The sequence below is a fragment of the Kitasatospora sp. NPDC057542 genome (genome assembly GCF_042801945.1).
GTDB lineage: Bacteria > Actinomycetota > Actinomycetes > Streptomycetales > Streptomycetaceae > Kitasatospora.
Genome location: NZ_JBHVFE010000008.1, coordinates 34,818 through 56,588, shown reverse-complemented (window position 1 = coordinate 56,588; position 21,771 = coordinate 34,818). Strand labels below are relative to the sequence as shown.

The following is a 21,771-nucleotide window of genomic DNA, read 5'->3' as shown; positions in this document are numbered from 1 at the left end:
AGGCCGCCCGGGACGCGCCCCGGGGCGCCCGGCCTCGGCCGGGCGCCCCGTACGGCGCACCTCAGCGCACGACCGGCAGTTCCAGCGCCGATCCCCGGTCGCCGCCCCAGCCGATCCGGTAGCTCGCCCGCCCGTCGGCCGGGAGCAGCTGGAAGGAGTCGGGGTTGGCGGCGGCGACGGTGAGCCTGATCCGCTCGCCGGAGCGGAACAGTACCGAGACGGGCTGGAGGTCGATGGTGACGCGTTGGGCGCGGCCCCGCGGGAAGTCCTCGGCGTCCTCGGCGGCGTAGCTGCGCGGCGTGCGCAGCCGGCGCCAGTCCGGGTTGTCCTCGCGGTCGGCCACCGCCCTGTCGGCCAGGGCGAGTTGACCCTCCGTCATGTAGGTGACCCGGCCGTCCGGCGCGACGTCCTCCAGGTAGACGTGCAGGGCGCCGCGGGCCGAGCCCGCCAGTCCGGTGACGTCGAGGGTGACCTTGCCGTTGCCGGTGACCCTGGTGTCGGCGGTCAGCGGCGCGGTGGTGTAGCTGAGCAGCTTGGCGTCGACGGCGGCGCGGTCGGGGTAACTGACCTCGTCACCGCTGAGGTTGGTGTTCCAGCGGTCCAGCGGGCCGGTGCCCGCGGTCGGGTCGAGGCGCAGCGGGTCGGAGCCGGTGCGGCGGTCGTCCGGTCGGCTGTCGAGCGTGCCGCCCTCGCCGAGATGGAACCGCTGGGTGCGGGTGCCCGGGACCGGCCAGCGGGAGGTGGTGCGCCAGACGCCCTCGTTGAAGGTGTAGTAGTGCACCTGCCGCCGGCCGTCGGGGCGGGCGTCACCCCGGACGTAGCGGTCGAAGAAGTCGAGCACGCGCCGGTCGTTCTCGTCGTGTTCCTGCGCGGTGAGCGGGCGGGCGGGCCGGAACGGGTCGGCGAGCCAGCCGGCGCCGTGGTTCCAGGGCCCGATCCAGGCGTCCTGGGTGTTGGACAGGCCGGTGAACTGGGAGAGCGCCCCGTTGGCGGTGCCCGCGTCGAGCCAGCCGGCGCGGGTCAGGACGGGCACCCGGCCGGCTTCGACGGCGTCGGTCTTCTCGCCGACGCTGCCGACCGTCCAGCTCTTCGGGCCGTCCCGGTAGTCGCGGTAGGCACCGGCGTTCGCCATCTCGACCAGGTTGGCGTTGTTCGCGTGCTCGGCGCGCGCGGCGGCGAGCAGGGCCTGGCCGTCAGGGCCGTCGACCGGCCGGGGCTGGAGTCCGGTGAGGCCGACGTGCGCGCAGAGCTGCCTGGCCTGCTCGTCCGTCTCGCAGGTGGTGCCGCCGGCCTGGTCGAGGATGCGCAGCAGCAGCGCGTACGGGGCGACCCGGGGTTCGATGAGCACGCCGCCGGGGCGCACCAGGTCCTCGTAGGGGTCGAAGTCGTAGGAGATCGGGGCGGCGGCCGTGATGTGGTGGTTGCGCAGGGCGGTGGCGAGCATCGCGGTGTCGCCGCCGTAGGAGATGCCGGTGGTGCCGACCCGGCCGTTGGACCAGGGCTGGGCGGCGATCCAGTCGCTGAGCGGGCCGCTGTCGGCGATCGCGTCGGCGCCGAGTTCGGAGCCGAGGGTGCCGAAGGAGGCGCCGGTGCCGCGCAGGTCGGCGACCACGTAGGCGTAGCCACGGGCGGTCCACTGCTCGGCCTCGCCGCTGGCGCCGCCGGGTTCGCCGAGCCGGACCCTGGCCCGCCAGTAGCGCTGGGTGACCAGGACGGTGGGCAGTCCGGCGCCGGCCCGGGTGCCTTCGGGCAGGTAGACGTCGACGGCGAGGCGGACCCCGTCCGGCATGGTGACGTAGCGCGACCGCAGATGCGGCTCGGCAGGCCCGGCAGGCCCGGCAGGCCCGGCGGCGGCCGCCGGGACGACCGAGAGCCCGAGCACGGCCGCGACCGCGACCAGCGCCGCCAGCGGGCGGCGCAGCAGCCCCCGCCTCATCGGACGGTCGCCTTCCAGGGACCTTCCGCCGGCCGCGCCTCGCGGTCCGTCCCCGGCCAGGGCGGCATGGTGACGGCGGTGATCCGCAGCGGCCCGTCGGAGTCCGCGTCCGTCCGGAACTGGAACGCGGTGCCCAGCGGTATCGACACCGCCGTGCCGGGCACGAGCCGTACGGTCTCCTCGCGCCCGCCCTGGCGGCGCCACAGCTCTCCGCTGCCCGCGGTGACCTGCCACAACTCCTGCACGGTGGCGTGCGACACCGCGCGGGTCACCTGCCCGGGGGCGAGTGCGAAGACCGCGAGGCTTCCGGCGCCCGCCAGTACCAGCAGCGGGCGCACCTCGGCCCCGTCCGGGGCGGTGACCACCGGCGCGCCCTCCGTATGCGCGCTGTGGAAGGGCTGTTGACCTGCCTGATTGCTCATGCGACGACCTGGCCTCTCTCGTACGAGCGAGTAGCGTGGTCTCGTCCCCCACCGCCGATGGGACCACGGGCGCCCGGGCGCCCGCCAGAGCGGGCTACCCTGAGACGACCCCGATCCGGCCCTGGTCCTCCCCGGACTCCTGGCAGCGTCCGAAGTCGCGCACGGCCTCGGTGACGATCGCCTCCAGCCGGGCGTGATGGGCGCCGCGCCAGTAGGCCTGGCCGCAGTCGGTGCACTGGGCGAAGGCGTCGTAGGAGCGCTCGGTGCCGTCCTGCAGCTGCTCGCGCACCGAGGTCTTGGTGGCCGGCTGCAGCGTGCCGTTGCAGGTGGTGCAGCGGCTCCAGGGGGCGAGCGACGGCGCGAACCGGGAGAGCACGTCGCGCAGTTGCTCGGCGGGGCGGTGGCTGTAGACGTAGGCGCCGGCCCACAGTTCGCGGCGGCGCAGCAGTCCGCGGTCGCGGGAGAGCATGATCCGCTCTTCGGCGGCCGAGCGGGCGGCCAGCGCGGCGTCGCCGATGTCGGGGTTCTCGTACGCGGCGTCCACGCCGAGCAGGCGCAACCGGCGGGCGAGGGTGCCGAGGTGGACGTCCAGCAGGAAGCGCGGCGGGACGGGCGAGGGCTGCGGCCTGGTCACGGCCCGGACGGCGATCTCCTCGCCGTCGGCCGGAACGTGGGCCTCGGGCACGGCCCGGCCGTCCACCAGCAGGCCGCCGACCTCGGTGAGCGGGACGCCCAGGGACTCGACGACGTGGCCGAGGGTGGAGGTGCCGTCGGTGCGCAGCGCGGTGCGGCCGGCCCGCCGGGGCGCGGAGACGAAGAGGTGCAGCTCGGGGGCGAAGTCGAGCCAGATCTGGGGTCGGTCCACGTGGCCAGCATGCCAGCGGGCGGCGGGCCGGGGCCACCGGGTTTCCGGCCCGCCGTTGCGGCGTTCGGGGTCTGGCCCCGGCGCGGGGCCCGTCGTCAGGGCGTCCCCGGTGCGGTGCCCGCCCCCACCGGCGACGGCGGGGACACCTCGTGACCGCGGTCCCGCGCCGCCCAGCGGGCGACCGGACCCATCGCGTACCCCGCCGCGAGGAACACCCCGCCCAGGACCAGCCAGCCGACCAGGCCCCCGTCCAGCAGCAGCGTGGTGAGCAGCAGTGGCCCGAGGGTGCGGGCGACGGCGACACCGGTGCCGAAGAAGCCCTGGTACTGGCCGATCCGCCCGGACGGGGCGAGGTCGAAGGCGATCTGCCAGCTGCCGGCCGACTGCCGCATCTCTCCGGCCACCTGCAGGACGGAGGCGGCGACCAGCAGCGCGGCGACCGCCCAGACCGGCACGTCCAGCGCGGACAGCCCGAAGACGGCGCAGGAGCCGAGCAGCAGCAGGCCGGCGGAGCGGACCGCCCGGGCGGCCGGGTCCAGTCCGGTGACGCCGCGCGCCGCCCGGACCTGGAAGGCCAGCACCGCGAGGGTGTTGAGCACGAACAGCGCCGAGCCGAGCCAGCCGATCCCGGGGGCGCGCTCGGCGATCCAGAGCGGGATGATCAGGCTGAGCAGCGGCATCCGCAGCAGCAGGACGGCGTTGACCGCGGTGACGGCCGCGTACCGGCGGTCGCGCAGCACGGCCAGGCGCGGCCCGGCGTCCGACTGCCCTGTCGCGGGCGGGGCTTCGGGCAGCCGGCGCAGGACCAGCGCGCCGATCAGGAAGCCGAGCGCGGTGACGGCGAACGCGGCCAGGTAGGCGGCGCGGGTGCCGACGCCGAGCGCGATGCCGCCGATCGCCGCACCGACGGCCAGTCCACCGTTGAGGGTCGACTGGATGTGGGCGAGCAGGGTGGTGCGCTGCGCGGGCGGCACCAGGGCGGCGACCAGTGCCTGCCGGGCGGCGGTCAGACCGGACTGCGCGGTGGCGTAGAGGCAGACCGCGAGCAGGAACAGCGGGTAGGAGCGGATCACCAGGAAGGCGGCGACCACGGCCGCCGTGCCGAGCGCGAGCGCCACCGAGGTGCGGCGCGGGCCGCGCCGGTCGGCGAGGTGGCCCAGCGGGACGCCGGCGACGGAGCCGAGCGCCCAGGCGAGGGTGAGGCCGAGCCCGAGGGCGGTCGGCGACATCCCGACCACCCGGGTGAAGTAGAGCGCGGAGCAGGTGTAGTACGCACCGTCGCCCACGGCGGCGGCCAACTGGGCGGCGGCCAGGGTCCGCTGGGGCCCGGCGGGCGGCAGGGCGTCCCAACGGGCGGCTCGGTCGGTCGGCATGCCCCTCCTTCACTCGTTCGCGGGTGTCACCCGCCGGACGTGCCGGGCCGTCACCCGCACGCGTTCACGGCGGGTGGACGACTCACGGTCCGTCACCCCTGTCCGTGGCCCCCGGACGGGCGGCGCGCGGAGTCGGTCTCCGCAACCGCCGGTTCCGGTGCGCCCCCAACCCTAGGGAAAAACCGGCCCAGTGGACCGGTCCAGTGATCAAGGAATTCCCTGGGCCAATTCCCTTCGCCGCCGCACCGCCGACCGACCCCTGAACCCGCGTGCGAGAGGCGCCAGTTGGCGCCTCCCAACCCTTCGAAGCGATCTCGTCCCGGCCTCGCCCGCACCCCCGAAGCGCCGTCCGTACCCGCTCCGAATCCGCTCCCGCCGACCGTCACAGAACCGCGATCACGCAGACCAGGGGCCAACTTTGACCGTGTTTGACCCGTCAGTAGCGCCCTTTTATGCTCAACGGCGTTCGCGATCCGGCACCGGCCCGGGGCCGCCCCGCCCGCCCGTTCCGTCGCCGTCTCCGGCTCGAAGGGTGTCCTCCCATCAGCACCTCCATCGCCCCCTCGGACTCCGCCGGCCAACCGGGCGACGCCGGACACCCGCGCGCCCACGCCCTCCCGACCACCCCGCACACCCCGGACGCCCCGGACGCCCCGGACGCCCCGCACACCCCGGACGCCCCGGACGCCCCGGCCGCCCGGGCGACGGACGGCGCCACCCGCCGCCGGCGCTTCCTCACCTACCTGCTGGCCGCGCCCACCCTCACCGTCGCCGCCCGCCTCGGCCTCGACGCCGCCGCACCCACCACCGTGCAGGCCGCCCCGACCCCCGCCGGGGCCGCCGTGCCCGCCCGGGAGACCGCCCTCCCCCAGCAGCTGATCGGCCTGCCCGGCATCCCGGACATCGTCGACCTCGGCGACGCGATGATCATCGCCGGGCTGCCGACCTCGCACCTGCTGGTCCTCGAAGTCACCACCGCCGGGCGCGCCGCGCTGCACCTGCCCCGGCTGGAGGTCGGCCAGGGCCTCACCACCGCGATCGCCATGATCGTCGCCGAGGAGCTCGACGCCCGGCTCTCCGACGTCGACGTCCCGCTCTCCGACGCCCGCCCCGAACTGCAGTTCAACCAGCTGACCGGCGGCTCCAACTCGATCCGCTCGCTGTACGATCCGGTGCGCGCCGCGGCCGCCGCCGCCCGGGCCCGGCTGGTGACCGTCGCCGCCAAGCGCTGGAACGTTCCCGCGACCACCCTGCGCACCGCCGACTCCGCCGTCCTCGCCCCCGACGGCCGCCGCTTCGGCTACGGCGACCTCGCCGCCGAGGCCGCCACCGTCGCCGCACCCGCCGTCCCGGCCGTCCCCAAGACCGCCGACCAGCTGCGCCTGGTGGGCAGGCCGACCGGCCGGATCGACGCCCGCGACATCGTCACCGGCCGCGCCGAGTACGCCGGGGACCTCCGGATCCCGGGCGCCGTGCCCACCGTCGTCGCCCGCCCGGACACCGTCAACGGCACCCTCAGGTCACTCGACGCCTCCGCCGCCCGCGCCATGCCCGGGGTGCTCGGCGTGGTGCGGATCCCGAGCGGCGTCGCCGTCCTCGCCGAGACCTTCGACCAGGCGCTCAAGGCCCGCGACGCACTGCGCACCACCTGGAACCCGGGGCCGGTCGCGGGCCTGTCCGACGCCGACGTGCGCTCCCGGCTGCGCGCCGCCCACCTGCCGTCCCTCCCGCCGCCGCTGCTCTCCCACCGCGTGGAAGGGGAGTTCGACTTCGCCTTCGTCAACCACGCCCCGATGGAGGTGCTCACCGCGATCGCCGACGTCCGGCCGAACCGGGCCGAGCTGTGGTTCGCCGCGCAGAGCCCGATCCTCGCCCAGGGCACCATCGCCGCCGAACTCGGGCTGCCGGAGAACGCCGTCACCGTCCACGTGGTGCGCGGCGGCGGCTCGTTCGGCCGCCGGCTGTTCTTCGACGCCGCGCTGGAGGCCGCCCAGGTCTCCAAGGCCGCCGGCCGCCCGGTCAAGCTGATGTGGACCCGCAACGACGACATGCGCCACGGCCGGATGCGCCCGGCCAGCCACCACCTGATCCGCGCCACCTACGGCCTCGGCCAGGTGTTCAGCTGGGAGCACCACGTGGCCGGCGTCCGCACCGACCTCGGGCACGGCCTCGGCGACATGCTCACCGCCGCCGGCTACAACCTCCCACTGGCCGGGCTCACCGCCTCCGAACTGTTCTTCCTGCTCACCGAGAAGATCCCGTACGACGTCGGAGTGCCCACCCAGCTGCTCGCCGAGCTGCCCCTGGAACTGCACACCGGCAGCTGGCGCTCGGTCTACTCGGGCACCGTCCGGGTCGCCGACGAGATCATGATGGACGAACTCGCCCGCCGGATGGGCCAGGACGAGCTGGCCTTCCGCCGGGCCCGGATGCGCAGCGCCTCCGGGCGGGCGGTGCTGGACGAACTCGCCAAGAGAGGCAACTGGGGCCGCCCGATGCCCCCGGGCCAGGCCCAGGGCATCGGCTACCACGACGAGCACGGCGCCGGCGCCGCCTACCTGGTCGAACTGGACGCCACCGACCGGGCCGACCCCCGGGTGACCAAGGCCGTCGTCGTCGCCGACGTCGGCCGGGTGATCAACCCCAAGGGCCTGGAGGCCCAGCTCACCGGCGCGCTGGTCGACGGCATCTCGGTGATCCTGCAGGCCGGCAACCACCTGGACAACGGCGCCTTCCGGGAAGGCAGTTACGGCGACTTCCACTACGCCCGGCAGCGGCACACCCCGCCGGTGGTCGAGATCCACCTGATGCCCCCGAGCGGACCGCCCGGCGGTGCGGGCGAGCTGGGCGTCCCGGCTGCCTCCGCCGCCGTAGCCAACGCCTACGCCCGCGCGACCGGCACCGGCCCGCGCTCCTTCCCGATCAATTTCTGACCACCGGCACCTTCTGACCACCAGCTGAGGAATCCCGACTCCCGATGTCCACCCACACCTTCGTCCTCAACGGGCGGCCCGTCACCGTCGAGGCCCCGGACGACATGCCCATGCTCTGGGTGCTGCGCGACAAGCTCGGCGTCACCGGCCCCAAGTACGGCTGCGGGGTGGGCGTCTGCCGTGCCTGCACCAGCCACCTGGACGGCCGGGAGTTCCAGCCCTGCACCCGTTCCGTCAAGGACTGCGCGGGGCACAGCGTCACCACCATCGAGGGGCTGGCCGACGGCGAGGTCCTGCACCCGGTCCAGGAGGCCTGGCTGGCCTGCGACGTCGCCCAGTGCGGCTTCTGCCAGCCCGGCCAGATCATGACCGCCGTCGCCCTGCTGCGCCACACCCCGAACCCGACGGACGCGGACATCGACCAGATCCAGAACATCTGCCGCTGCGGCAGCTACCCGCGCATCCGCGAGGCGATCAAACAGGCCGCCGCCCGGCAGGCCGCCAGGCCCTGAGCCGTCCCCCGTCTCGTCGCCGCCCCCGCATCCCCGCGCTCTGGCGCCACCGGACCAGACCACCTAGGCTGACCGGACCCGTCGCCGAGCCGGCAAGGATGACGCATGATCAGGCGCCGTTCACTGCTCGCCCTCGCGGGCCTGGGCGGGACCGCCGCCCTGCTGCCCGCCGGGCCCGCCCTGGCCGCACCGCCGCGCACCATCGACCTGCCCGCGCCCACCGTCGGCCGGCCGGTCGGCACCACGAGCCTGCACCTGGTCGACCACGACCGGCTCGACCCGTTCGCGCCCGCCCCCGGCCCGCGCGAACTGATGGTGCAGCTCTGGTACCCGGCACGCGGCACCGCCGGCCGGCCCCGCGCCCCCTACACCACCCCCCGGGTCGCGGCCGCGATCGAGCAGGTCCTGCCGCTGGACCCGGGCACCCTCGCCCGGGTCCGCCCCACCGCCCGCGCCGACGCGCCCGTCCGCCCCGGCCCGCTCCCCCTGCTGCTGCTCGGACACGGCCGCACGGGCGGACGCAGCAACTGCACCGCGCTGGCTGAGGAGTTGGCCGCGCACGGCTACCTCGTCGCGGCCGTCGACCACACCTACGACGCCGCCGCCGTCGAGTTCCCGGACGGCCGGCTGGTGCGCAGCGTCCTGTCGCAGGACCCGCCGGACCGGGATGCCGCCGAGCGCAAGGAGATCGCCGTGCGGGTCGGCGACCTGCGCTTCGTCACCGGCGAACTGACCGGCGGCCGGCTGCCGTTCCGGGTCGACGAGGGGCGGATCGGCGTGCTCGGCCACTCCATGGGCGGAGCCGCGGCCGCCGAGGCGCTGCGCCAGGACCCGCGCTTCCGGATCGGCCTCGACCTCGACGGCGGCCTGTTCGGCTCCCCCGTCCCGGAGCTCGGGCTGGACCGGCCGTTCCTGCTGCTCACCTCGATCGACGACCACGACACCTGGCAGCGCTGGCGCGAGCACCACCACGCGTGGGGGCGCCAGCTGCGCACCCTGGGCGCGGGCCACCTCAGCTTCACCGACCTGCCGCACGCCGCCGGCCCCGGCAACCTGCCGGGCCGCCTTCCCGCCGAGGTCTACGCGGCTCTGCTCGGCACCATCGCCCCCGACCGCGCCACCGCCCTCACCCGTACCTACGTCCGGGCCTTCGTCGACCGCTTCCTCCGCGACCGCCCCGCCCCGCTGCTCGACGCCCCGTCCCCGCGCTACCCCGAGGTCGGGTTCCGCTGGAGCCGCGGGTAGGGGGCTACGGGGCGAGGGCCGCCGCCGGGTCGCGGCCGAAGAAGGCCGCGAGCCGGTCGTACGCCGGGGCATCCTCGGGGACGGCGACGGCGGGGCCGAAGGCGTGGTGCTCCTCCTCGGCACCGCGGTACTCGGGGTTGAGGGCGCCGCCGGCCCAGGCGAGCGCGGCGAGCGCGACCTCGTGGTCCAGGCCCTCGGTGGACTGGCCGCTGGCTCGGGCCAAGTCCCAGCCGTGGACGGCGAATTCGGCGATCTGCTGGTCCACCGGAAAACGGGCCGGCAGGGTGCCGACACCGGGGACCTCCAGGGTGCCCCCGAGGTCACCGGCCGCGCGCCACGCGTCGACCAGCTCCTCCGCCCCGGCCTCGAAGGCGTGCAGCCAGTCCTCCTCGACCCGCTCGAAGGGCCGCGACCAGTCCGGCTGCCCGCCCTTCGCCCGTACGGTGAACTGCCGCAGGTCGTGCAGGAGGTGGCTGATCAGGTCACCGACGTCCCAGGAGCGGCACGGCGTCGGGTGGCCGGCCAGCTCGACGCCGGTGCCGTCGATCAGCCCGGCGGTCTGCGCGAGGGCCCGGGCGAGCAGCCCGATCGGGTCTTCCGCTGCGGTCATGGCACACCTCTCGGTACGGGGTCCCGGTGCGGGAGCACGGTGTCGTGCCGGGTGATCGTAAGCGCGGGCGCCGACAACCGCCCGGCACGACACCGTGCCCGCCGCTACCGCGGGTCAGGCGGCGAAGCCGCCGTCCACCGCCAGCTCGGCGCCGCTGACGTACCGGCCGTCCGGGCCCGCCAGGTAGGCGACGGCGGCGGCGACCTCCGCGCCGGTGCCGTAGCGGCCGAGCGCGGTGAGCCCGCTCTGGGCCTCCGCCGACGGGCCGTCGGCCGGGTTCATGTCGGTGTCGATCGGCCCGGGGTGGACCAGGTTGGCGGTGATCCCGCGCGGCCCGAGCTCCCGGGCCAGCGCCTTGGTCAGGCCGATCAGCGCGGCCTTGCTGGTCGCGTACAGCGTCGCGCCGGGGAAGGCGACGCGCTGGGCGATGCAGCTGCCGACGGTGACGATCCGCCCGCCGTCGGCCAGGTGCGCGGAGGCCGCCCGGGCGTACAGGAAGGGCGCCCGGACGTTCACCTCCAGCACCCGGTCGACGTCGTCCAGTGTGAGGTCGCCGATCGGGCCGAGGACGCCGACGCCGGCGTTGTTCACCAGGACGTCCAGCTTCCCGAACCGCTCGGCGACGGCCTCGACCACGCCCTGCACCGCCTGCGGGTCGGCGCTGTCCGCCCGCACGGCCCAGCCGGTCCGCCCCATCGCGGTGATCTTGGCTGCGACCTCTTCGGCCCGCTCCGCACCTCCCTGGTAGGTCAGCACCACGTCGGCGCCGTCCTCGGCCAGCCGCAGGGCGACCGCGGCCCCGATCCCCCGGCTGCCGCCGGTCACCAGCGCCACCTTGCCGTCGAGCACCGCCGCACCGTTCATCGTCATATCTCCAGAACTCCTGGTTCCGATCTCGGACATGACTCGATCCTGGTCCGCGGCGCTTCAAACCTCCGGCGGTATTCGGACGTTGCGTTCAACGTTCAACCACGCCTCGATGCGCCCTCGTCCCCGGCGTGCGCGCCGGCTACCGGTAGTACGACCCGACTGCCGGCTGGCCCGTGTAGTTCGGCCCGGCCGCCGGGTCGGCTCCGGCGTAGCCGAAGGGCAGCACGACCTTCCGTCCGCCGTCCAGGACCAGCAGGTGCCGGCGCGCCCGGTACTCGAAGCCTGCCGCCCGCAGCGCCGCCACCACCGCGCGGGCCGCGCCGGAGCCGTCCGGGCGGCGCACCGACTCCGCGTCGAAGTGGGCGGCGAACCGGCCGTTCGGCGTCAGCCAGGAGGCGGCGCGGGCGATCACGCCGAGCTGGTCGCCGAGGTAGTGCAGCCCGTGCACACAGGTGATCAGGTCGTAGGACCGCTCCGGCGCCCAGTCCGCGACGGCTGCCGTGACCAGACGCAGGTGTGGCAGCGCCGCCAGGTCCGGCGGCGGGGCCAGCGGGCCGACCAGGTCCACGCCGGTCAGTTCCACGCCCGCCCGTGGGGCTCCGGCCCGTGCCGCCCCCGGGGCCGGCCGCCGCGCCGCCTCCACCAGCGCCCGGCCCTCGCCACTGCACAGGTCCAGCCACCCCGGCGTCGTGCCGCCGTGCTGCGTCAGCCAGTCCAGCGGGTCGAAGCCGAGCTCGCGGGCGTAGCTGTTCACCCCGTTGAGCCCGCGTTCGCGGTTCATGGTGCTGTTGGCCACCACCGGGGAGGCGGTGAGCTCACTGTCGCCGATCAGTCGGACCATCGGCCGACCCTACCGGCGCGGGGAACAGGCCGGGAACGGCCCGGAACACACCGAAACCGGCCGGAACGCCCCGGAACCGGCCGGAGCGGCCACCCCGGTGCAGGGGCGGCCGCTCGGCCGGTCGGCAGGGCTACGTCAGGCGGCTTCCCGTCAGACGGTCAGCATCTGGCCCGGGAAGATCAGGTCCGGGTCGCCGCCGATGGTGCGCGCGTTCTTCCGGTAGAGGCTGTCCGTGTCGGTGCCGAACTTGGCCGCGATGTCGCTCAGGGTGTCACCGCTCCTGACGGTGTAGCCGCCACCGGCGGTGTTCTTCGGCGCGACCGGCGCGGACTGCACCGGCTTGGCCGAGGGCCGCCCCTTGGGCGCCTGCGGCTTGGCCGCGGGCTTGGCGGCAGCGGCAGCGGGCTTGGCGGCGGGCTTCGCCGCCCTGGCGCTCGGAGCGGCCGCCTTGGCCGGCGTGCCGGCCGAGGCGTCGACGGCGGCCGGAGCGCCGCCCTTGCCCAGACCCGCCTTCTGCGAGCAGACGGGCCAGGCGCCCGGGCCCTGCGAGGCGAGGACCTTCTCCGCGACGGCGATCTGCTGCGCCCTGGTCGCCTTGTTGGCCTGGGAGGCGTACGCGGTCCCGCCGTACGCGGCCCAGGTGGACGGGGTGAACTGCAGTCCGCCGTGGAAGCCGTTGCCGGTGCTGATGCTCCAGTTCCCGCCGCTCTCGCACTGGGCGACGGCGTCCCAGGCCGAGGCGGTAGCGGCGGAGGCCGAGGTGGCCGTGACGAGGCCGGCCACCGGCAGGGCCGCGACGGCGGCTCCCGCGACGACCGCCATCCGTACGCGGTTGCGCTTGGTGGTGGCGGTGGTGTCGGTGGCAGCGGCGGTCTCGTGACGGGGATTCATACAGGTCCTCTCGACAAGTCCCGGGTGGGCATGCGGAACCAGGCCCGGGACATGGGCCGGCAGTTGTTCGCTCACCTCACTCGACGGGCGGCCGGACACGTGTCGGACGTGCCGTGCCGCCCCGGTCACCTCCGCACGCCGACGGCCTGTTCGAGCCGGCCTGGTCGGCGGGCACCGCCCTCGCGCCGCGGGTCAGTCGGCGGGCAGTGCGTCGGGGTGAACCCGGGTGGCGCTCGTTGCGCCGCCAATGAAGCTAGGGGCCATCACCCGGACGCAGCAAGCAATTCTTGGACGTCGCAGGTCAGTTGACTGTTACCGGCGGTATCGATCAAGAAATCATGCCCGATTTGACCATTTTTGACCGAATTTTCAAGATCAAACGGTCACATTCCGTGCCATCACTCACACCTGTCCATCCGAGAAAGCCGGCACACCATCCACGCGGAGGAACCGTCAGCTGACGCACCGTCACCACCGCACCCGGAGTTCCCGGTTCCGCGCCGCCGCCGAGTGGAATCCGTCACGCCCGACACTCATGGTGACTGCGAAAGCACCCTCAGCGACGGCCGTCGAGCTCCGCATCCCGCGCCAGCAGCGCCGCCTGGACCCGGTTCTCGCAGCCCAGCTTGGCCAGGATCCGGCTGACGTAGGTCTTCACCGTCGCCTCACTCATGTGGATCCGCGCCCCCGCGTCGGCGTTGGACAGACCCTCTCCGAGCAGCGCCAACACCTCCAGCTCGCGCGGGGTGAGCACCTCCAGCCGGCGCCGCGCCGCCACGCCGCGGGCGGCCAGCGAGGCGCTGCGCCCGGAGGCCAGCGAGTCGACGATGTGCCGGGTGGCGGCCGGGGAGAGGAAGGCGTTCCCACCCGCCGCCGCCCGGACGGCCTGGATCAGCTCGTTCGGCGCGGTGTCCTTGAGCAGGAAGCCGGCACCGCCCTCGGTCACGGCGCGCAGGACGTTCTCGCGCTCCCCGAAGGTGGTGAGGATCAGCGCCCGCGCGCCGGGGGCGGCCTTTGCCAGCTCCCCGAGCGCCGTCAGCCCGTCCATCACCGGCATCTGGATGTCCAGCAGCACCACGTCCACCCGGTGCGCCCGCGCGAGCTCCAGCGCCTCCCGGCCGTCGGCGGCCTCCGCGACCACCTCGATGTCGTCGGCGGAGCCGAGGATCATCCTGATCCCGGCCCGGATCAGCGGCTCGTCGTCGGCGACGAGGACTCGGATCACGCTGGTCATTCCCCTCGAACGGTGCTTCGGCTGCGGCACCATCCTCACATCCCGGCGGCATCCCTCCGAACCACCCCGATCCGGACCACCACGCTCTGAACCGGCCCGGCCCGTCCCGGTCGAAGCACCCGCCCGCGCACGGGGGCACTCAGCTCTTCGCCACGTACTCCTGCTTCTCCACCAACGCCCCGTCCCGGAAGCAGAACCGCGCCACGTGCTCCTCGTTCCAGCCGGCGCCGGGCGCACCGCTCAGGACGTACCAGCGGCAGTGCGCGCCCGCCGGCACCTCGGGCCCTGTCCCCTTGTAGGTGTCGGTGAAGAAGTCGTTGCCGCGCGGCAGCGTCTGCAGCACCTCGGACTCTGCGGTGCCGAGCCTGATCTGGTCGTACATCGGCATCTGCACGGTCGCGTCGTTGGTGCCCTTGACGAAGGCGACCACGCCCCAGACCAGCAGGCCGAGCACGATCAGCCCGATCACGACCACCCCGAGGGCGCAGCCCACCGCCGGGCTGCGCCGCCTGCGCTCCGGTTCCTCGACCGGCAACGGGCCGTCCGGCATCCAGCCCTCGGCCCCGTCCGTGGCCTCCGCCTCCGCCCCTTCGTACGGCAGGACGGCCGCCAGCCGGAAGCCCTGCTCCGGCGTGGGCCCGGCGTGCACCATGCCGCCGACCAGCCGGGCGCGCTCCCGCAGGCCGGTCAGCCCCTGACCGCCGCTGACCGCCGCGCCCACGCCGACGCGTGCGCCCACGAGCTCCGGCGCGCGACTGTTCGTCACCTCCACCACCAGGGCGTCCGGCTCGTACCGCAGCGCGACACCGATCGGCGCGCCGGGGGCGTGCTTGTGTGCGTTGGTGAGCGCCTCCTGCACGATCCGGTACGCCGCGTGGTCGACCGTGGCCGGCAGCGGACGCCGCTCGCCCTCCCGGGTGAGCTCGATCGCCGCCCCGGCCGCCCGGGAGGACTCCACCAGCCCCTCGACCCCGTCCACGCCGCCCCGGGCCGGCGTCCCTGAAGCCGTCCCGGTGCCGGGCGGCAGCGCCGTCGACTCGTCGTGCAGCACCCCGACCACCTCGCGCAGCTCGCGCATCGCCGCGACCGCCGCCTGCCGCAGCACTCCGACCGCCTCGCGCTGCCGGTCGGTGAGCGTCCGGTCCACCTCCAGCGCACCCGAGTGCACCGAGATCAGCGCCAGCTGGTGGCCCAGGCTGTCGTGCATGTCCTGGGCGATCCGGTGCCGCTCGCGCAGCCGCGCCTGGTGCACCACCATGACCCGCTCGCGCAGCAGCTGCTCGTTGCGCTCGCGCAGCGCGTCCAGCAGGGCGCGGCGCTGTGCCCGGTAGCGGCCGTAGAGCGCGGGCAGCACGGCGATCACCAGGAAGAAGCCGAGCGACAGCGACAGGAGCAGCTTCGGCGAGAACGAGGCGCCGTCCTTCAGCACGCCCGTCACGGTGAACAGCACCCAGCTCACGACGAAGGTGCCGACCAGCGACCAGACCCGGCGGATCCGCGCGCCGGCCGTCCAGCCCGCGCAGACCAGCATCGGCATCGGCCCGGCCCCCCAGCCGGCCAGGGCCGCGGCGGCGAGCAGCACGGTGGCCGGCAACCCCTTGCGCAGCACCCACAGCGCCGCGACGGCGAGGCCGAAGGGCACCGCCAGGCCGGTGTTGGAGAGCAGCTCCAACAGGGCGGCGAACCCGCCCATCAGCAGGGCGAGCACGGCCTCGCCCACCACCCGCCGGGGCCGCCAGGGCCCCGGCAGAGCTGTCCGTACCACCGTGTTCCAGGCCCGCGCGATCGCTTCCACGCGTCGAGGCTATCGGTCCGGACGGAGCCCCCGCCGTCCTCCTTCGTCGTCGCCTCGTGCCGACGAAAGTCGCCTGGTCGGGCCCCGTCTTACGGCCGCTCAGCCGAAAGCCGTGAGCAGCAGCGCCACGTCGTCCACCCGGTGGGTCGAGCCGACCTCGCGCAGCAGCCGCTCGGCCGCGTGCTCCAGCCCCTCCCCCGCTACGGACCGGGCCGCGTACCAGCGGCCCCACCGGTCGCGTGCGGATGGCGCATGCTCTTGTGCCGGCCCCGGAGCCCGGGTGCGATCGTCCCGGCCGTCACGGCGTACCTCCGGTGGGCTCCCGGGCGGGCCTCGTACGGGGTGCCACGACCCCGTGTACGGGCGTTGCGGGGGTTTGGGACGGTTCGGGAGCCGTTCGATATTCTCCGGGCGGGTGGCGGCGTGAGGCCGCCGGTGGGGAAGCGAGAGCCGCATGCAGTCGCCGTCGTCCGGGGGTCCCGCGCGTGGAACGTCGTGGCAGTGGGACGAGGAAACCGCCGGCGGCGAGGCCTCCGAGGACGTGATCGCGGGCGGCGGGGTGCGCCCGCGGCCGAGCCGGCGCCGGATGCTGGTCGGGGCCGGGGTGCTCGCAGCGGGCGGGGCCGCCTGGGCGTTCGGCCGTTCGGGTGTCGGTGGCGCCCTCCCGACGCCGGAGCCGACCAGGCCGAATCCGACCGCGCTGTCCGGGCCGACGCCGGTCTGGACCTACCGCGGCCCGGAGGCGATGACCCCGGAGCGGCTCACCGACCCGCCGGGCCGCCCGGTCTACCTCTCCAAGAACGGTCTGCAGGTCCTCGACCCCGCCAAGGGCACCGCCGCCCGGCTGCTGGTCGTCGACCCGCCGGCCGCCCGCAGCTGGCCCAGCGACCTCGACATGCTCGGCAAGGTGGTGGTCGGGCCGGAACACCTCTTCACCACCTACGAGGGCCACGTCGAGGCCCGTCACTTCACCGACCCCGCCGCCGACTGGAGCCGGCCGCTGCCCGACGAGCTCCAGGGGCAGATCCGCCTCGCCGGCTACGACCGCTCCGGCCCCGGCGTCCTCTACGGCTACTCCTGGGGCCGCCCGCAGGCCGACGGCACCCCGACGGACAACCGCCTCTTCGCGCTGCGGGTCACCGACCGCGCGCTGCTCTGGTCCGTCCGCACCGAGCGGGAGGAGCAGCCCGTCATCCCCACCACCCACAGCGGAGGCGGCCTCCTCGCCTGCGCCCGTTTCCTCGGCGGCCGCGCCGAGCTGGTGGCCCGGGACGCCGCCACCGGCCGCGAGCGGTGGACCGCCCCCGGTGACGAGGACCTTCGCTGGTGCGTCACCGGCTCGGGGAACTTCTACGTCCCCGACGGCAACGGCGGCGTGCGCATGCTGCAGGCCACGGGCGAGCCGGGCTGGACGTACTCCCCCGCCCGTGGCGAGTCCCGGCGGGCCCTGCCGCCCCTCCACGACGGCTCGCAGGTGTACATCCCGTGGGACCAGGGCGTCGTCACCTGCCACGAGTCGCACTCCGGAACCGTGCTCTGGTCCTGCCGACTGCCGTTCCCGCTGGACCGCCGCACCCGTCCGCTGGTCGGCGACAGGACACTGTTCGTCCCGGGTACGGCGGTCGGCGGGGTCAGCGCGATCCACACCTCGACCGGCGAGCTGGGGTGGACCTTCCACGACTCGGGCCCGGGCAAGGACGTCTGGACGCTCGCCTTCGACGGAAACCTCCTCTACGCGGGTCACGACGACATCCTGCACGCCCTCCCCCTGCGCTGAGCGCCCCGACGAAACGACAGGACCACACGAAACGGCAGGACGACCCGATGCAGGTACGCCCGATCTCCCCCGACAACCTGGCCGAGCTGCTCGCCGACCGCATCACCGCCCTGTCCGACGCCGGTGGCCGGCGCCTGCGGGTCGCCGTGGACGGCGCGGCCGCCGCCCGGCCCGAAGCGCTCGCCGACTCCCTGGTGGAGCCGCTGCGGCTGCGCGGCCACCCGACGCTGCGGGTCTCGGCCTCCGGCTTCCTGCGCCCTGCCTCGATCCGGCTGGAGTACGGCCACCAGGACGCGGACGCCTTCCACGACCTCTGGCTGGACGACGGCGCCCTGCTGCGCGAGGTGCTCGACCCGCTGGAGCCGGGCGGCAGCGGCCGCGTCCTGCCCTCCCTGCGCGACCCGGTCACCGACCGGTCGACCCGCGCCCCGTACACCGAACTCCCGCCCGGCGGCGTGCTGTTGCTGGACGGCGCCCTGCTGCTCGGCCGCTGGCTGCCGCTGGAGCTGACCGTCCACCTGGCCCTCGGCCCGGCCGCACTGGCCCGCCGCACCCCGGCCGACCAGCAGTGGACGCTGCCCGCCTTCGCCCGCTACGAGGCGGAGACCGGGCCCGCCGAGGCGGCCGACGTCACCGTACGGGTGGACGACCCCCGCCACCCCGCGCTGGTCGAGCGGCCGTGACCTCCGGGGCCGGGCCGCGCTGGCAGTACGGGCACCAGTACACCGACCGGTCGCGCGGCGGCGAGCCCTGCCGCCCGGTGACCACCGGGGTGACGCAGCGCGGGCAGGGCCGTCCGGCCCGGCCGTAGACCCAGTGCTGGTAGCCGGGCCGGGTGTCGCCGGTGGTGATGTGGCCGGGGCGCAGCTTGTTGGCCTCCAGCATCTGTCGGGCGCGCTCCACCAGCCGGTCGGGGTGCGGGAGTTCGCCGACCTCGGTCCAGGGGGTGACGCCCGCCACGAAGCACAGCTCGTTGGCGTAGACGTTGCCGATCCCGGCGAGGTTGCGCTGGTCGAGCAGGGCCTCGACGAGCGGGCGGCCCGGGCGGGCGAGGAGCCGGCGGACGGCCTCGACCGGGTCCCAGTCGGGGCCGAGCAGGTCGGGGCCGAGGTGGCCGACGATCCGCCGTTCGTCGGCGGTGCGCAGCAGTTCGACGACGGGCAGCCGGTAGCCGACGGCGGTGCCCCGGTCGGTGCCGAGGACGGCGCGGATCTGCCGGTCGGGGCCGCCGGTCCACCGCTCGCCGGGGCGGTAGACCTCCCAGCGGCCGTCCATCCGCAGGTGGGTGTGGAGGGTGAGGCCGCCGTCGAAGCGGGCGAGCAGGTGCTTGCCGCGCGAGGCGACCTCCAGCACCCGGCGGCCGGTGAGGTCGGCGGTGGCGTGCGCGGGCACCCGCAGGTCGGCGCTGGTCAGCGGCTGTCCGGCGAGGGCCTCGTGCAAGTGGGCCGCCGCGCGGTAGACGGAGTCACCTTCTGGCATGTCTCCATTCTGGTCCGTGCGGCGGCCCGGCGCGGTACCGACCCCGGTGCGCTACGCCGACTGCTCCGGGGCGGTCTGGCCCTCGCGCACCACGACCACCGGGCAGGGCGCGTGCTCGGTGAGATGGCGGCTGACCGAGCCGAGCAGCACGCCGGTGAAGCCGCCCAGGCCCCGGCTTCCGACGACGATCAGAGCGGCGCCCTTGGCGGCCTCCAGCAGCGCCCGGGCGGCGTTGCCGGGCATCACGCTCTCGGTGATCCGTACGCCGGCGTCGTCGCCGGCCACCTTGGTGATGGCCTCGCTGAGGGTCTTCCCGGCAATCTCCTCGGGGTTGAAGGTCTCGACGGTCGGCACGCCCTGCCCGGCCCAACCGTAGAAGGCCGGGTACTCCCAGGCGGCGATCGCGTGGACCGTCCCGCCGACGGCCCGCGCGTAGTCGATCGCCCAGCGCAGCGCCTGCTCCGAGGCGGGCGAGCCGTCCACGCCGACGACGATCCGGGGATTGGCACTCATGCCCTTGCTCCTTCGGTTGCTCCTGATCGGTCCGGACCCTCTGAAAATAGATCAAATCGGACAAACGGTCGGTATCTGCCACGCCGGAAGCGGCCCGCCGCATTCAATTCCAAGTGCGACGGGCGGTCAGGAGCTGGGAGGATGCCCGGATGCCGAGCAAACCGCGCCGTCGTACCGGCGGCTTCGCCGAGGTCCTGGCCGCCCTGCCGCCCAAGGACGAGGACGACGACAGCTGGGTGCTCCATGACCCGCTGAAGTCGGGCGGCTTCGTGGACTCCGAAGGACGCTACTGGCGGCTGGCCCGCGGCCCGGTGGACCGGCGGCTGGCGAAGCGGCTGGCGGTCCACGCGGACGAGATGACGCTGGGCCTGTGGGGCCGGCTGCACGAGGCCTCACCGGGCTTCTTCGTGCCTTCCCTGCTCGCCCCCGAGGAACGCCCGGGCGCCTGGCTGGAGGCCTCTGCCCTGGAATACCTGGCGTACGAGTTCCGCGCCTCGGGCGGCCGGACGCTGCTCTACCTCGTGGTGTTCTGCTGAGCCGCCCTCCAGGCCGACCGAGACTCGACTCAACTCCGGTAGGCGGCCCAGGAGTTGGCCATCCGCTGGACCTGGCCCGGGGTGAACTGGGTCATGCAGGAGTCATAGCTGTAGTCCATGAAGTTGTGGATCGGGTCGAGCCCTGGGCCGGGGCAGGTGTCGCGGCCCTCGGGGCAGCCGGAGGCGGCGGTGCGCTCGGCCGGGGTGTCGTCCACGTAGTCGCCCGGGGCCCGGCAGCCGCCCTGGAAGGTGTGGAGGAGGCCGAGCCAGTGGCCGATCTCGTGGGTCGCGGTGTTGCCCTCGTCGTAGTGGGTGGCGGCGCCGCCCGGCAGGGAGGCGTCGAGCACCACGACGCCGTCGTCGGTCGGGTTCGTCCGGTACGCGTTCGGGAACGTCGACCAGCCGAGCAGGGACTTGCCGAGCCGGGCGGTGTAGAGGTTGAGGGTGCCCTGGTCCCCCTTGCGCAGGGTGGTCTTCATCGCCCGCTCGGCCGGCGAGCCCGGGGTCATGCCGGTGTACCAGGAGGCGTTGTCGGTCCAGTCCGTGCCGACCAGCTGGAAGTGGAACGGGCTCGGGGCGTTGCCCTCGCCCTGGCCGCCGTAGCTGCTGTTGAGGTGGTCGATCTGGCCCGCGACGGCGGCCTGGTCAAGCCGTCCGGCGCCGCCGTCGTGGATCACGTGGACGAACACCGGGACGGTGGTGGGAACGGCGGCCCGGACCCGGCCGGTGCCCAGTTCGGCGAGCCGCTGGTCGAGGTCGGCCTGCATCGCCCGGGCCTGCGCGGCGCTGACCTCGTTCGGGTCCCGGCCCGGGCGGCTGCCGGCCGGCAGCCGCGCCGCGGCACCAGCACCGGCACCGGCACCGGCACCGGCACCGGCCGCACCGTCGCCGTCGCCGTCGTCCACGCACCCAGCCGCCGACACAGCGGCGCGGGGCGCGGCCGGTACGGCGAACTGGCTCAGACCGGCCACGGCGACCAACGCAGCGGCGCAGGGGAACAGTCGGGGGGCACGCGAGCGCACCCGGGCAGTACGACGCATCAGCGCTCCTGACGGGGGAGTTGACGGAGTCTCGGCCGCGCCCCGGGCCTGCTCCGGCCGGACCCGCCGGCGCCCGGCGCGGACTCGCCGAGACTACGACGCCGTGAAGTCGATCTCCCGCAGGGCGCGCGCGGCGGCCCGGTCCAGTACCACGGCCGACGCACAACCGGCCGGCAGCCGTCCGGCCTCCAGGATCCGGCGGCGCAGCCGGCCGACCGCGGCCCGGTGCCGGGCGAAGGCGTAGCGCGAGACGCCGCGCCGGCGCCGCCGCTGCCCGTCCAGCGCCTCGGCCGGATCGGCGTCGAGCAGCAGCAGGTGCACCCGGCGGCCCTGCCGGGCGGCGGCCCCGACCAGCCAGGCCCGCACCCAGGGCTGGGTGCCGCAGTCGTGCACCGCGAGCGGCCCGCCGTCCAGCACGGCCCGGCGCAGCCGCCGGTAGTGGGCGAGCCGGGCCAGCGGGCGGTAGAGCGCGTACGGCAGGCGGCCGGGCAGCCTGGCCGCGTACTCCTCGCGGACCAGCTGGGAGTCGATCAGCGGGGCGCGGACGCAGCGGCGCATCAGGGTGCTCTTGCCACTGCCCGGCAGACCGGTGACGACCAGCAGGTCCCCGGCCGGGTAGCGCAGGGCCGCGGGCCCGGGCCCGCGCAGCTCGTGCCGGGCGGGTGGCTCGTACGGCGCGGGCAGGACGACGCGTTCCCCCGCGGTGCGCGGCGGCGGCACCCTCGGCGCCGCCGTCCGCACCGTTCTCGTCCCGCTCACCCGGTCTCCCCCCGCCGTTCCCGTCCAAGGAGCATGGCGCATTCCCAAGAGTGAGTAAAGGGCGGAGGTCGGGGCGGGTACGGACGACCCCGGCCGGTGCCGGGCCGCCGGCCCGCCGACGGCCCGGAGGGCGCGTCAGC

The 21,771-nt window shown here is 75.0% G+C and carries 20 protein-coding genes; 6 read left to right on the top strand and 14 right to left on the bottom strand.

The genetic code is table 11. The features are described from left to right. Positions 1-61: 61 nt before the first annotated feature. The 4 genes from ACFU7Y_RS02465 to ACFU7Y_RS02450 form a co-directional block, all read right to left on the bottom strand. The gene (locus ACFU7Y_RS02465; protein WP_380766161.1) at positions 62-1,936 is read right to left on the bottom strand and encodes a CocE/NonD family hydrolase; all 1,875 of its coding nucleotides are present in this window, start codon (positions 1,934-1,936) and stop codon (positions 62-64) included. Next, the gene (locus ACFU7Y_RS02460; protein ID WP_380766159.1) at positions 1,933-2,358 is read right to left on the bottom strand and encodes a cupin domain-containing protein; all 426 of its coding nucleotides are present in this window, start codon (positions 2,356-2,358) and stop codon (positions 1,933-1,935) included. Before ACFU7Y_RS02460 ends, ACFU7Y_RS02465 begins: the two co-directional genes overlap by 4 nt. Positions 2,359-2,452: 94 nt before the next feature. Continuing rightward, entirely contained in the window at positions 2,453-3,223 is a 771-nt protein-coding gene (locus tag ACFU7Y_RS02455; protein ID WP_224284228.1) for a Mut7-C ubiquitin/RNAse domain-containing protein, read from the bottom strand. A gap of 95 nt (positions 3,224-3,318) precedes the next feature. Next, a complete protein-coding gene (locus ACFU7Y_RS02450) occupies positions 3,319-4,596 on the bottom strand; it encodes an MFS transporter (RefSeq protein ID WP_380766157.1) in 1,278 nt (425 codons plus the stop codon). Positions 4,597-5,048: 452 nt separating this feature from the next. Here ACFU7Y_RS02450 and ACFU7Y_RS02445 point away from each other — a divergent pair, with 452 nt between their 5' ends. The 3 genes from ACFU7Y_RS02445 to ACFU7Y_RS02435 all read left to right on the top strand — a co-directional run bounded on the left by ACFU7Y_RS02445 (position 5,049) and on the right by ACFU7Y_RS02435 (position 9,286). Further along, a complete protein-coding gene (locus ACFU7Y_RS02445; protein ID WP_380766155.1) occupies positions 5,049-7,529 on the top strand; it encodes a molybdopterin cofactor-binding domain-containing protein in 2,481 nt (826 codons plus the stop codon). 44 nt (positions 7,530-7,573) lie between these two features. Then, positions 7,574-8,041, top strand: a complete 468-nt coding sequence (locus tag ACFU7Y_RS02440; RefSeq protein WP_224280823.1) for a (2Fe-2S)-binding protein — start codon at positions 7,574-7,576, stop codon at positions 8,039-8,041. A 105-nt stretch (positions 8,042-8,146) separates the two neighbouring features. Further along, positions 8,147-9,286 carry an alpha/beta hydrolase gene (locus ACFU7Y_RS02435; protein ID WP_224280822.1) on the top strand — a complete coding sequence of 380 codons (1,140 nt, stop codon included), beginning with the start codon at positions 8,147-8,149 and terminating at the stop codon, positions 9,284-9,286. 4 nt (positions 9,287-9,290) lie between these two features. Here the strand turns inward: ACFU7Y_RS02435 and ACFU7Y_RS02430 are convergent, their stop codons facing one another. The 6 genes from ACFU7Y_RS02430 to ACFU7Y_RS02405 all read right to left on the bottom strand — a co-directional run bounded on the left by ACFU7Y_RS02430 (position 9,291) and on the right by ACFU7Y_RS02405 (position 15,527). Then, the gene (locus tag ACFU7Y_RS02430; RefSeq protein WP_224280821.1) at positions 9,291-9,896 is read right to left on the bottom strand and encodes a TIGR03086 family metal-binding protein; all 606 of its coding nucleotides are present in this window, start codon (positions 9,894-9,896) and stop codon (positions 9,291-9,293) included. A 114-nt stretch (positions 9,897-10,010) separates the two neighbouring features. After that, positions 10,011-10,799, bottom strand: coding sequence for an SDR family NAD(P)-dependent oxidoreductase (locus ACFU7Y_RS02425; RefSeq protein WP_224280820.1), 789 nt, complete (start codon positions 10,797-10,799; stop codon positions 10,011-10,013). A gap of 106 nt (positions 10,800-10,905) precedes the next feature. Continuing rightward, the gene (locus ACFU7Y_RS02420) at positions 10,906-11,607 is read right to left on the bottom strand and encodes a trans-aconitate 2-methyltransferase (RefSeq protein WP_224280819.1); all 702 of its coding nucleotides are present in this window, start codon (positions 11,605-11,607) and stop codon (positions 10,906-10,908) included. 150 nt (positions 11,608-11,757) lie between these two features. After that, positions 11,758-12,498 (bottom strand): transglycosylase family protein, encoded by a 741-nt coding sequence (locus ACFU7Y_RS02415; protein ID WP_380766152.1) that lies wholly within the window; start codon positions 12,496-12,498, stop codon positions 11,758-11,760. 556 nt (positions 12,499-13,054) lie between these two features. After that, the gene (locus ACFU7Y_RS02410; RefSeq protein ID WP_224280824.1) at positions 13,055-13,723 is read right to left on the bottom strand and encodes a response regulator transcription factor; all 669 of its coding nucleotides are present in this window, start codon (positions 13,721-13,723) and stop codon (positions 13,055-13,057) included. A 148-nt stretch (positions 13,724-13,871) separates the two neighbouring features. Further along, on the bottom strand, positions 13,872-15,527 hold the full coding sequence (locus ACFU7Y_RS02405) for a sensor histidine kinase (protein ID WP_380766150.1): 1,656 nt from the start codon (positions 15,525-15,527) through the stop codon (positions 13,872-13,874). 454 nt (positions 15,528-15,981) lie between these two features. Between ACFU7Y_RS02405 and ACFU7Y_RS02400 the strand changes: the two genes are divergently transcribed. After that, a complete protein-coding gene (locus tag ACFU7Y_RS02400; protein ID WP_224280817.1) occupies positions 15,982-17,304 on the top strand; it encodes a PQQ-binding-like beta-propeller repeat protein in 1,323 nt (440 codons plus the stop codon). Between the two features lie 47 nt (positions 17,305-17,351). After that, on the top strand, positions 17,352-17,987 hold the full coding sequence (locus tag ACFU7Y_RS02395) for a uridine kinase (RefSeq protein ID WP_224280816.1): 636 nt from the start codon (positions 17,352-17,354) through the stop codon (positions 17,985-17,987). Here ACFU7Y_RS02395 and ACFU7Y_RS02390 read toward each other — a convergent pair. After that, entirely contained in the window at positions 17,935-18,783 is an 849-nt protein-coding gene (locus tag ACFU7Y_RS02390) for a DNA-formamidopyrimidine glycosylase family protein (RefSeq protein ID WP_380766147.1), read from the bottom strand. The two genes, ACFU7Y_RS02395 and ACFU7Y_RS02390, sit on opposite strands and share 53 nt — an antisense overlap. Before the next feature lie 51 nt (positions 18,784-18,834). Then, positions 18,835-19,296, bottom strand: coding sequence for a universal stress protein (locus tag ACFU7Y_RS02385; RefSeq protein ID WP_224280814.1), 462 nt, complete (start codon positions 19,294-19,296; stop codon positions 18,835-18,837). Between the two features lie 149 nt (positions 19,297-19,445). Between ACFU7Y_RS02385 and ACFU7Y_RS02380 the strand changes: the two genes are divergently transcribed. Then, on the top strand, positions 19,446-19,832 hold the full coding sequence (locus tag ACFU7Y_RS02380) for a hypothetical protein (RefSeq protein WP_224280813.1): 387 nt from the start codon (positions 19,446-19,448) through the stop codon (positions 19,830-19,832). A gap of 29 nt (positions 19,833-19,861) precedes the next feature. Here ACFU7Y_RS02380 and ACFU7Y_RS02375 read toward each other — a convergent pair whose 3' ends face one another. Both ACFU7Y_RS02375 and ACFU7Y_RS02370 read right to left on the bottom strand, forming a co-directional pair. Next, positions 19,862-20,872, bottom strand: a complete 1,011-nt coding sequence (locus tag ACFU7Y_RS02375) for a zinc metalloprotease (protein WP_380766145.1) — start codon at positions 20,870-20,872, stop codon at positions 19,862-19,864. A gap of 93 nt (positions 20,873-20,965) precedes the next feature. Beyond that, entirely contained in the window at positions 20,966-21,673 is a 708-nt protein-coding gene (locus ACFU7Y_RS02370; RefSeq protein ID WP_380766143.1) for an AAA family ATPase, read from the bottom strand. Positions 21,674-21,771 lie beyond the last annotated feature (98 nt).

Bases quoted from the DNA above. Each gene is read 5' to 3' on its own strand.
- ACFU7Y_RS02465 (WP_380766161.1), bottom strand. From the start codon at position 1,936: ATGAGGCGGGGGCTGCTGCGCCGCCCGCTGGCGGCGCTGGTCGCGGTC.
- ACFU7Y_RS02380 (WP_224280813.1), top strand. From the start codon at position 19,446: ATGCCGAGCAAACCGCGCCGTCGTACCGGCGGCTTCGCCGAGGTCCTG.
- ACFU7Y_RS02415 (WP_380766152.1), bottom strand. From the start codon at position 12,498: ATGAATCCCCGTCACGAGACCGCCGCTGCCACCGACACCACCGCCACC.
- ACFU7Y_RS02385 (WP_224280814.1), bottom strand. From the start codon at position 19,296: ATGAGTGCCAATCCCCGGATCGTCGTCGGCGTGGACGGCTCGCCCGCC.
- ACFU7Y_RS02430 (WP_224280821.1), bottom strand. From the start codon at position 9,896: ATGACCGCAGCGGAAGACCCGATCGGGCTGCTCGCCCGGGCCCTCGCG.
- ACFU7Y_RS02445 (WP_380766155.1), top strand. From the start codon at position 5,049: ATGCTCAACGGCGTTCGCGATCCGGCACCGGCCCGGGGCCGCCCCGCC.
- ACFU7Y_RS02440 (WP_224280823.1), top strand. From the start codon at position 7,574: ATGTCCACCCACACCTTCGTCCTCAACGGGCGGCCCGTCACCGTCGAG.
- ACFU7Y_RS02435 (WP_224280822.1), top strand. From the start codon at position 8,147: ATGATCAGGCGCCGTTCACTGCTCGCCCTCGCGGGCCTGGGCGGGACC.
- ACFU7Y_RS02375 (WP_380766145.1), bottom strand. From the start codon at position 20,872: ATGCGTCGTACTGCCCGGGTGCGCTCGCGTGCCCCCCGACTGTTCCCC.
- ACFU7Y_RS02400 (WP_224280817.1), top strand. From the start codon at position 15,982: ATGCAGTCGCCGTCGTCCGGGGGTCCCGCGCGTGGAACGTCGTGGCAG.
- ACFU7Y_RS02420 (WP_224280819.1), bottom strand. From the start codon at position 11,607: ATGGTCCGACTGATCGGCGACAGTGAGCTCACCGCCTCCCCGGTGGTG.
- ACFU7Y_RS02390 (WP_380766147.1), bottom strand. From the start codon at position 18,783: ATGCCAGAAGGTGACTCCGTCTACCGCGCGGCGGCCCACTTGCACGAG.
- ACFU7Y_RS02370 (WP_380766143.1), bottom strand. From the start codon at position 21,673: ATGCGCCATGCTCCTTGGACGGGAACGGCGGGGGGAGACCGGGTGAGC.
- ACFU7Y_RS02460 (WP_380766159.1), bottom strand. From the start codon at position 2,358: ATGAGCAATCAGGCAGGTCAACAGCCCTTCCACAGCGCGCATACGGAG.
- ACFU7Y_RS02395 (WP_224280816.1), top strand. From the start codon at position 17,352: ATGCAGGTACGCCCGATCTCCCCCGACAACCTGGCCGAGCTGCTCGCC.
- ACFU7Y_RS02450 (WP_380766157.1), bottom strand. From the start codon at position 4,596: ATGCCGACCGACCGAGCCGCCCGTTGGGACGCCCTGCCGCCCGCCGGG.
- ACFU7Y_RS02425 (WP_224280820.1), bottom strand. From the start codon at position 10,799: ATGTCCGAGATCGGAACCAGGAGTTCTGGAGATATGACGATGAACGGT.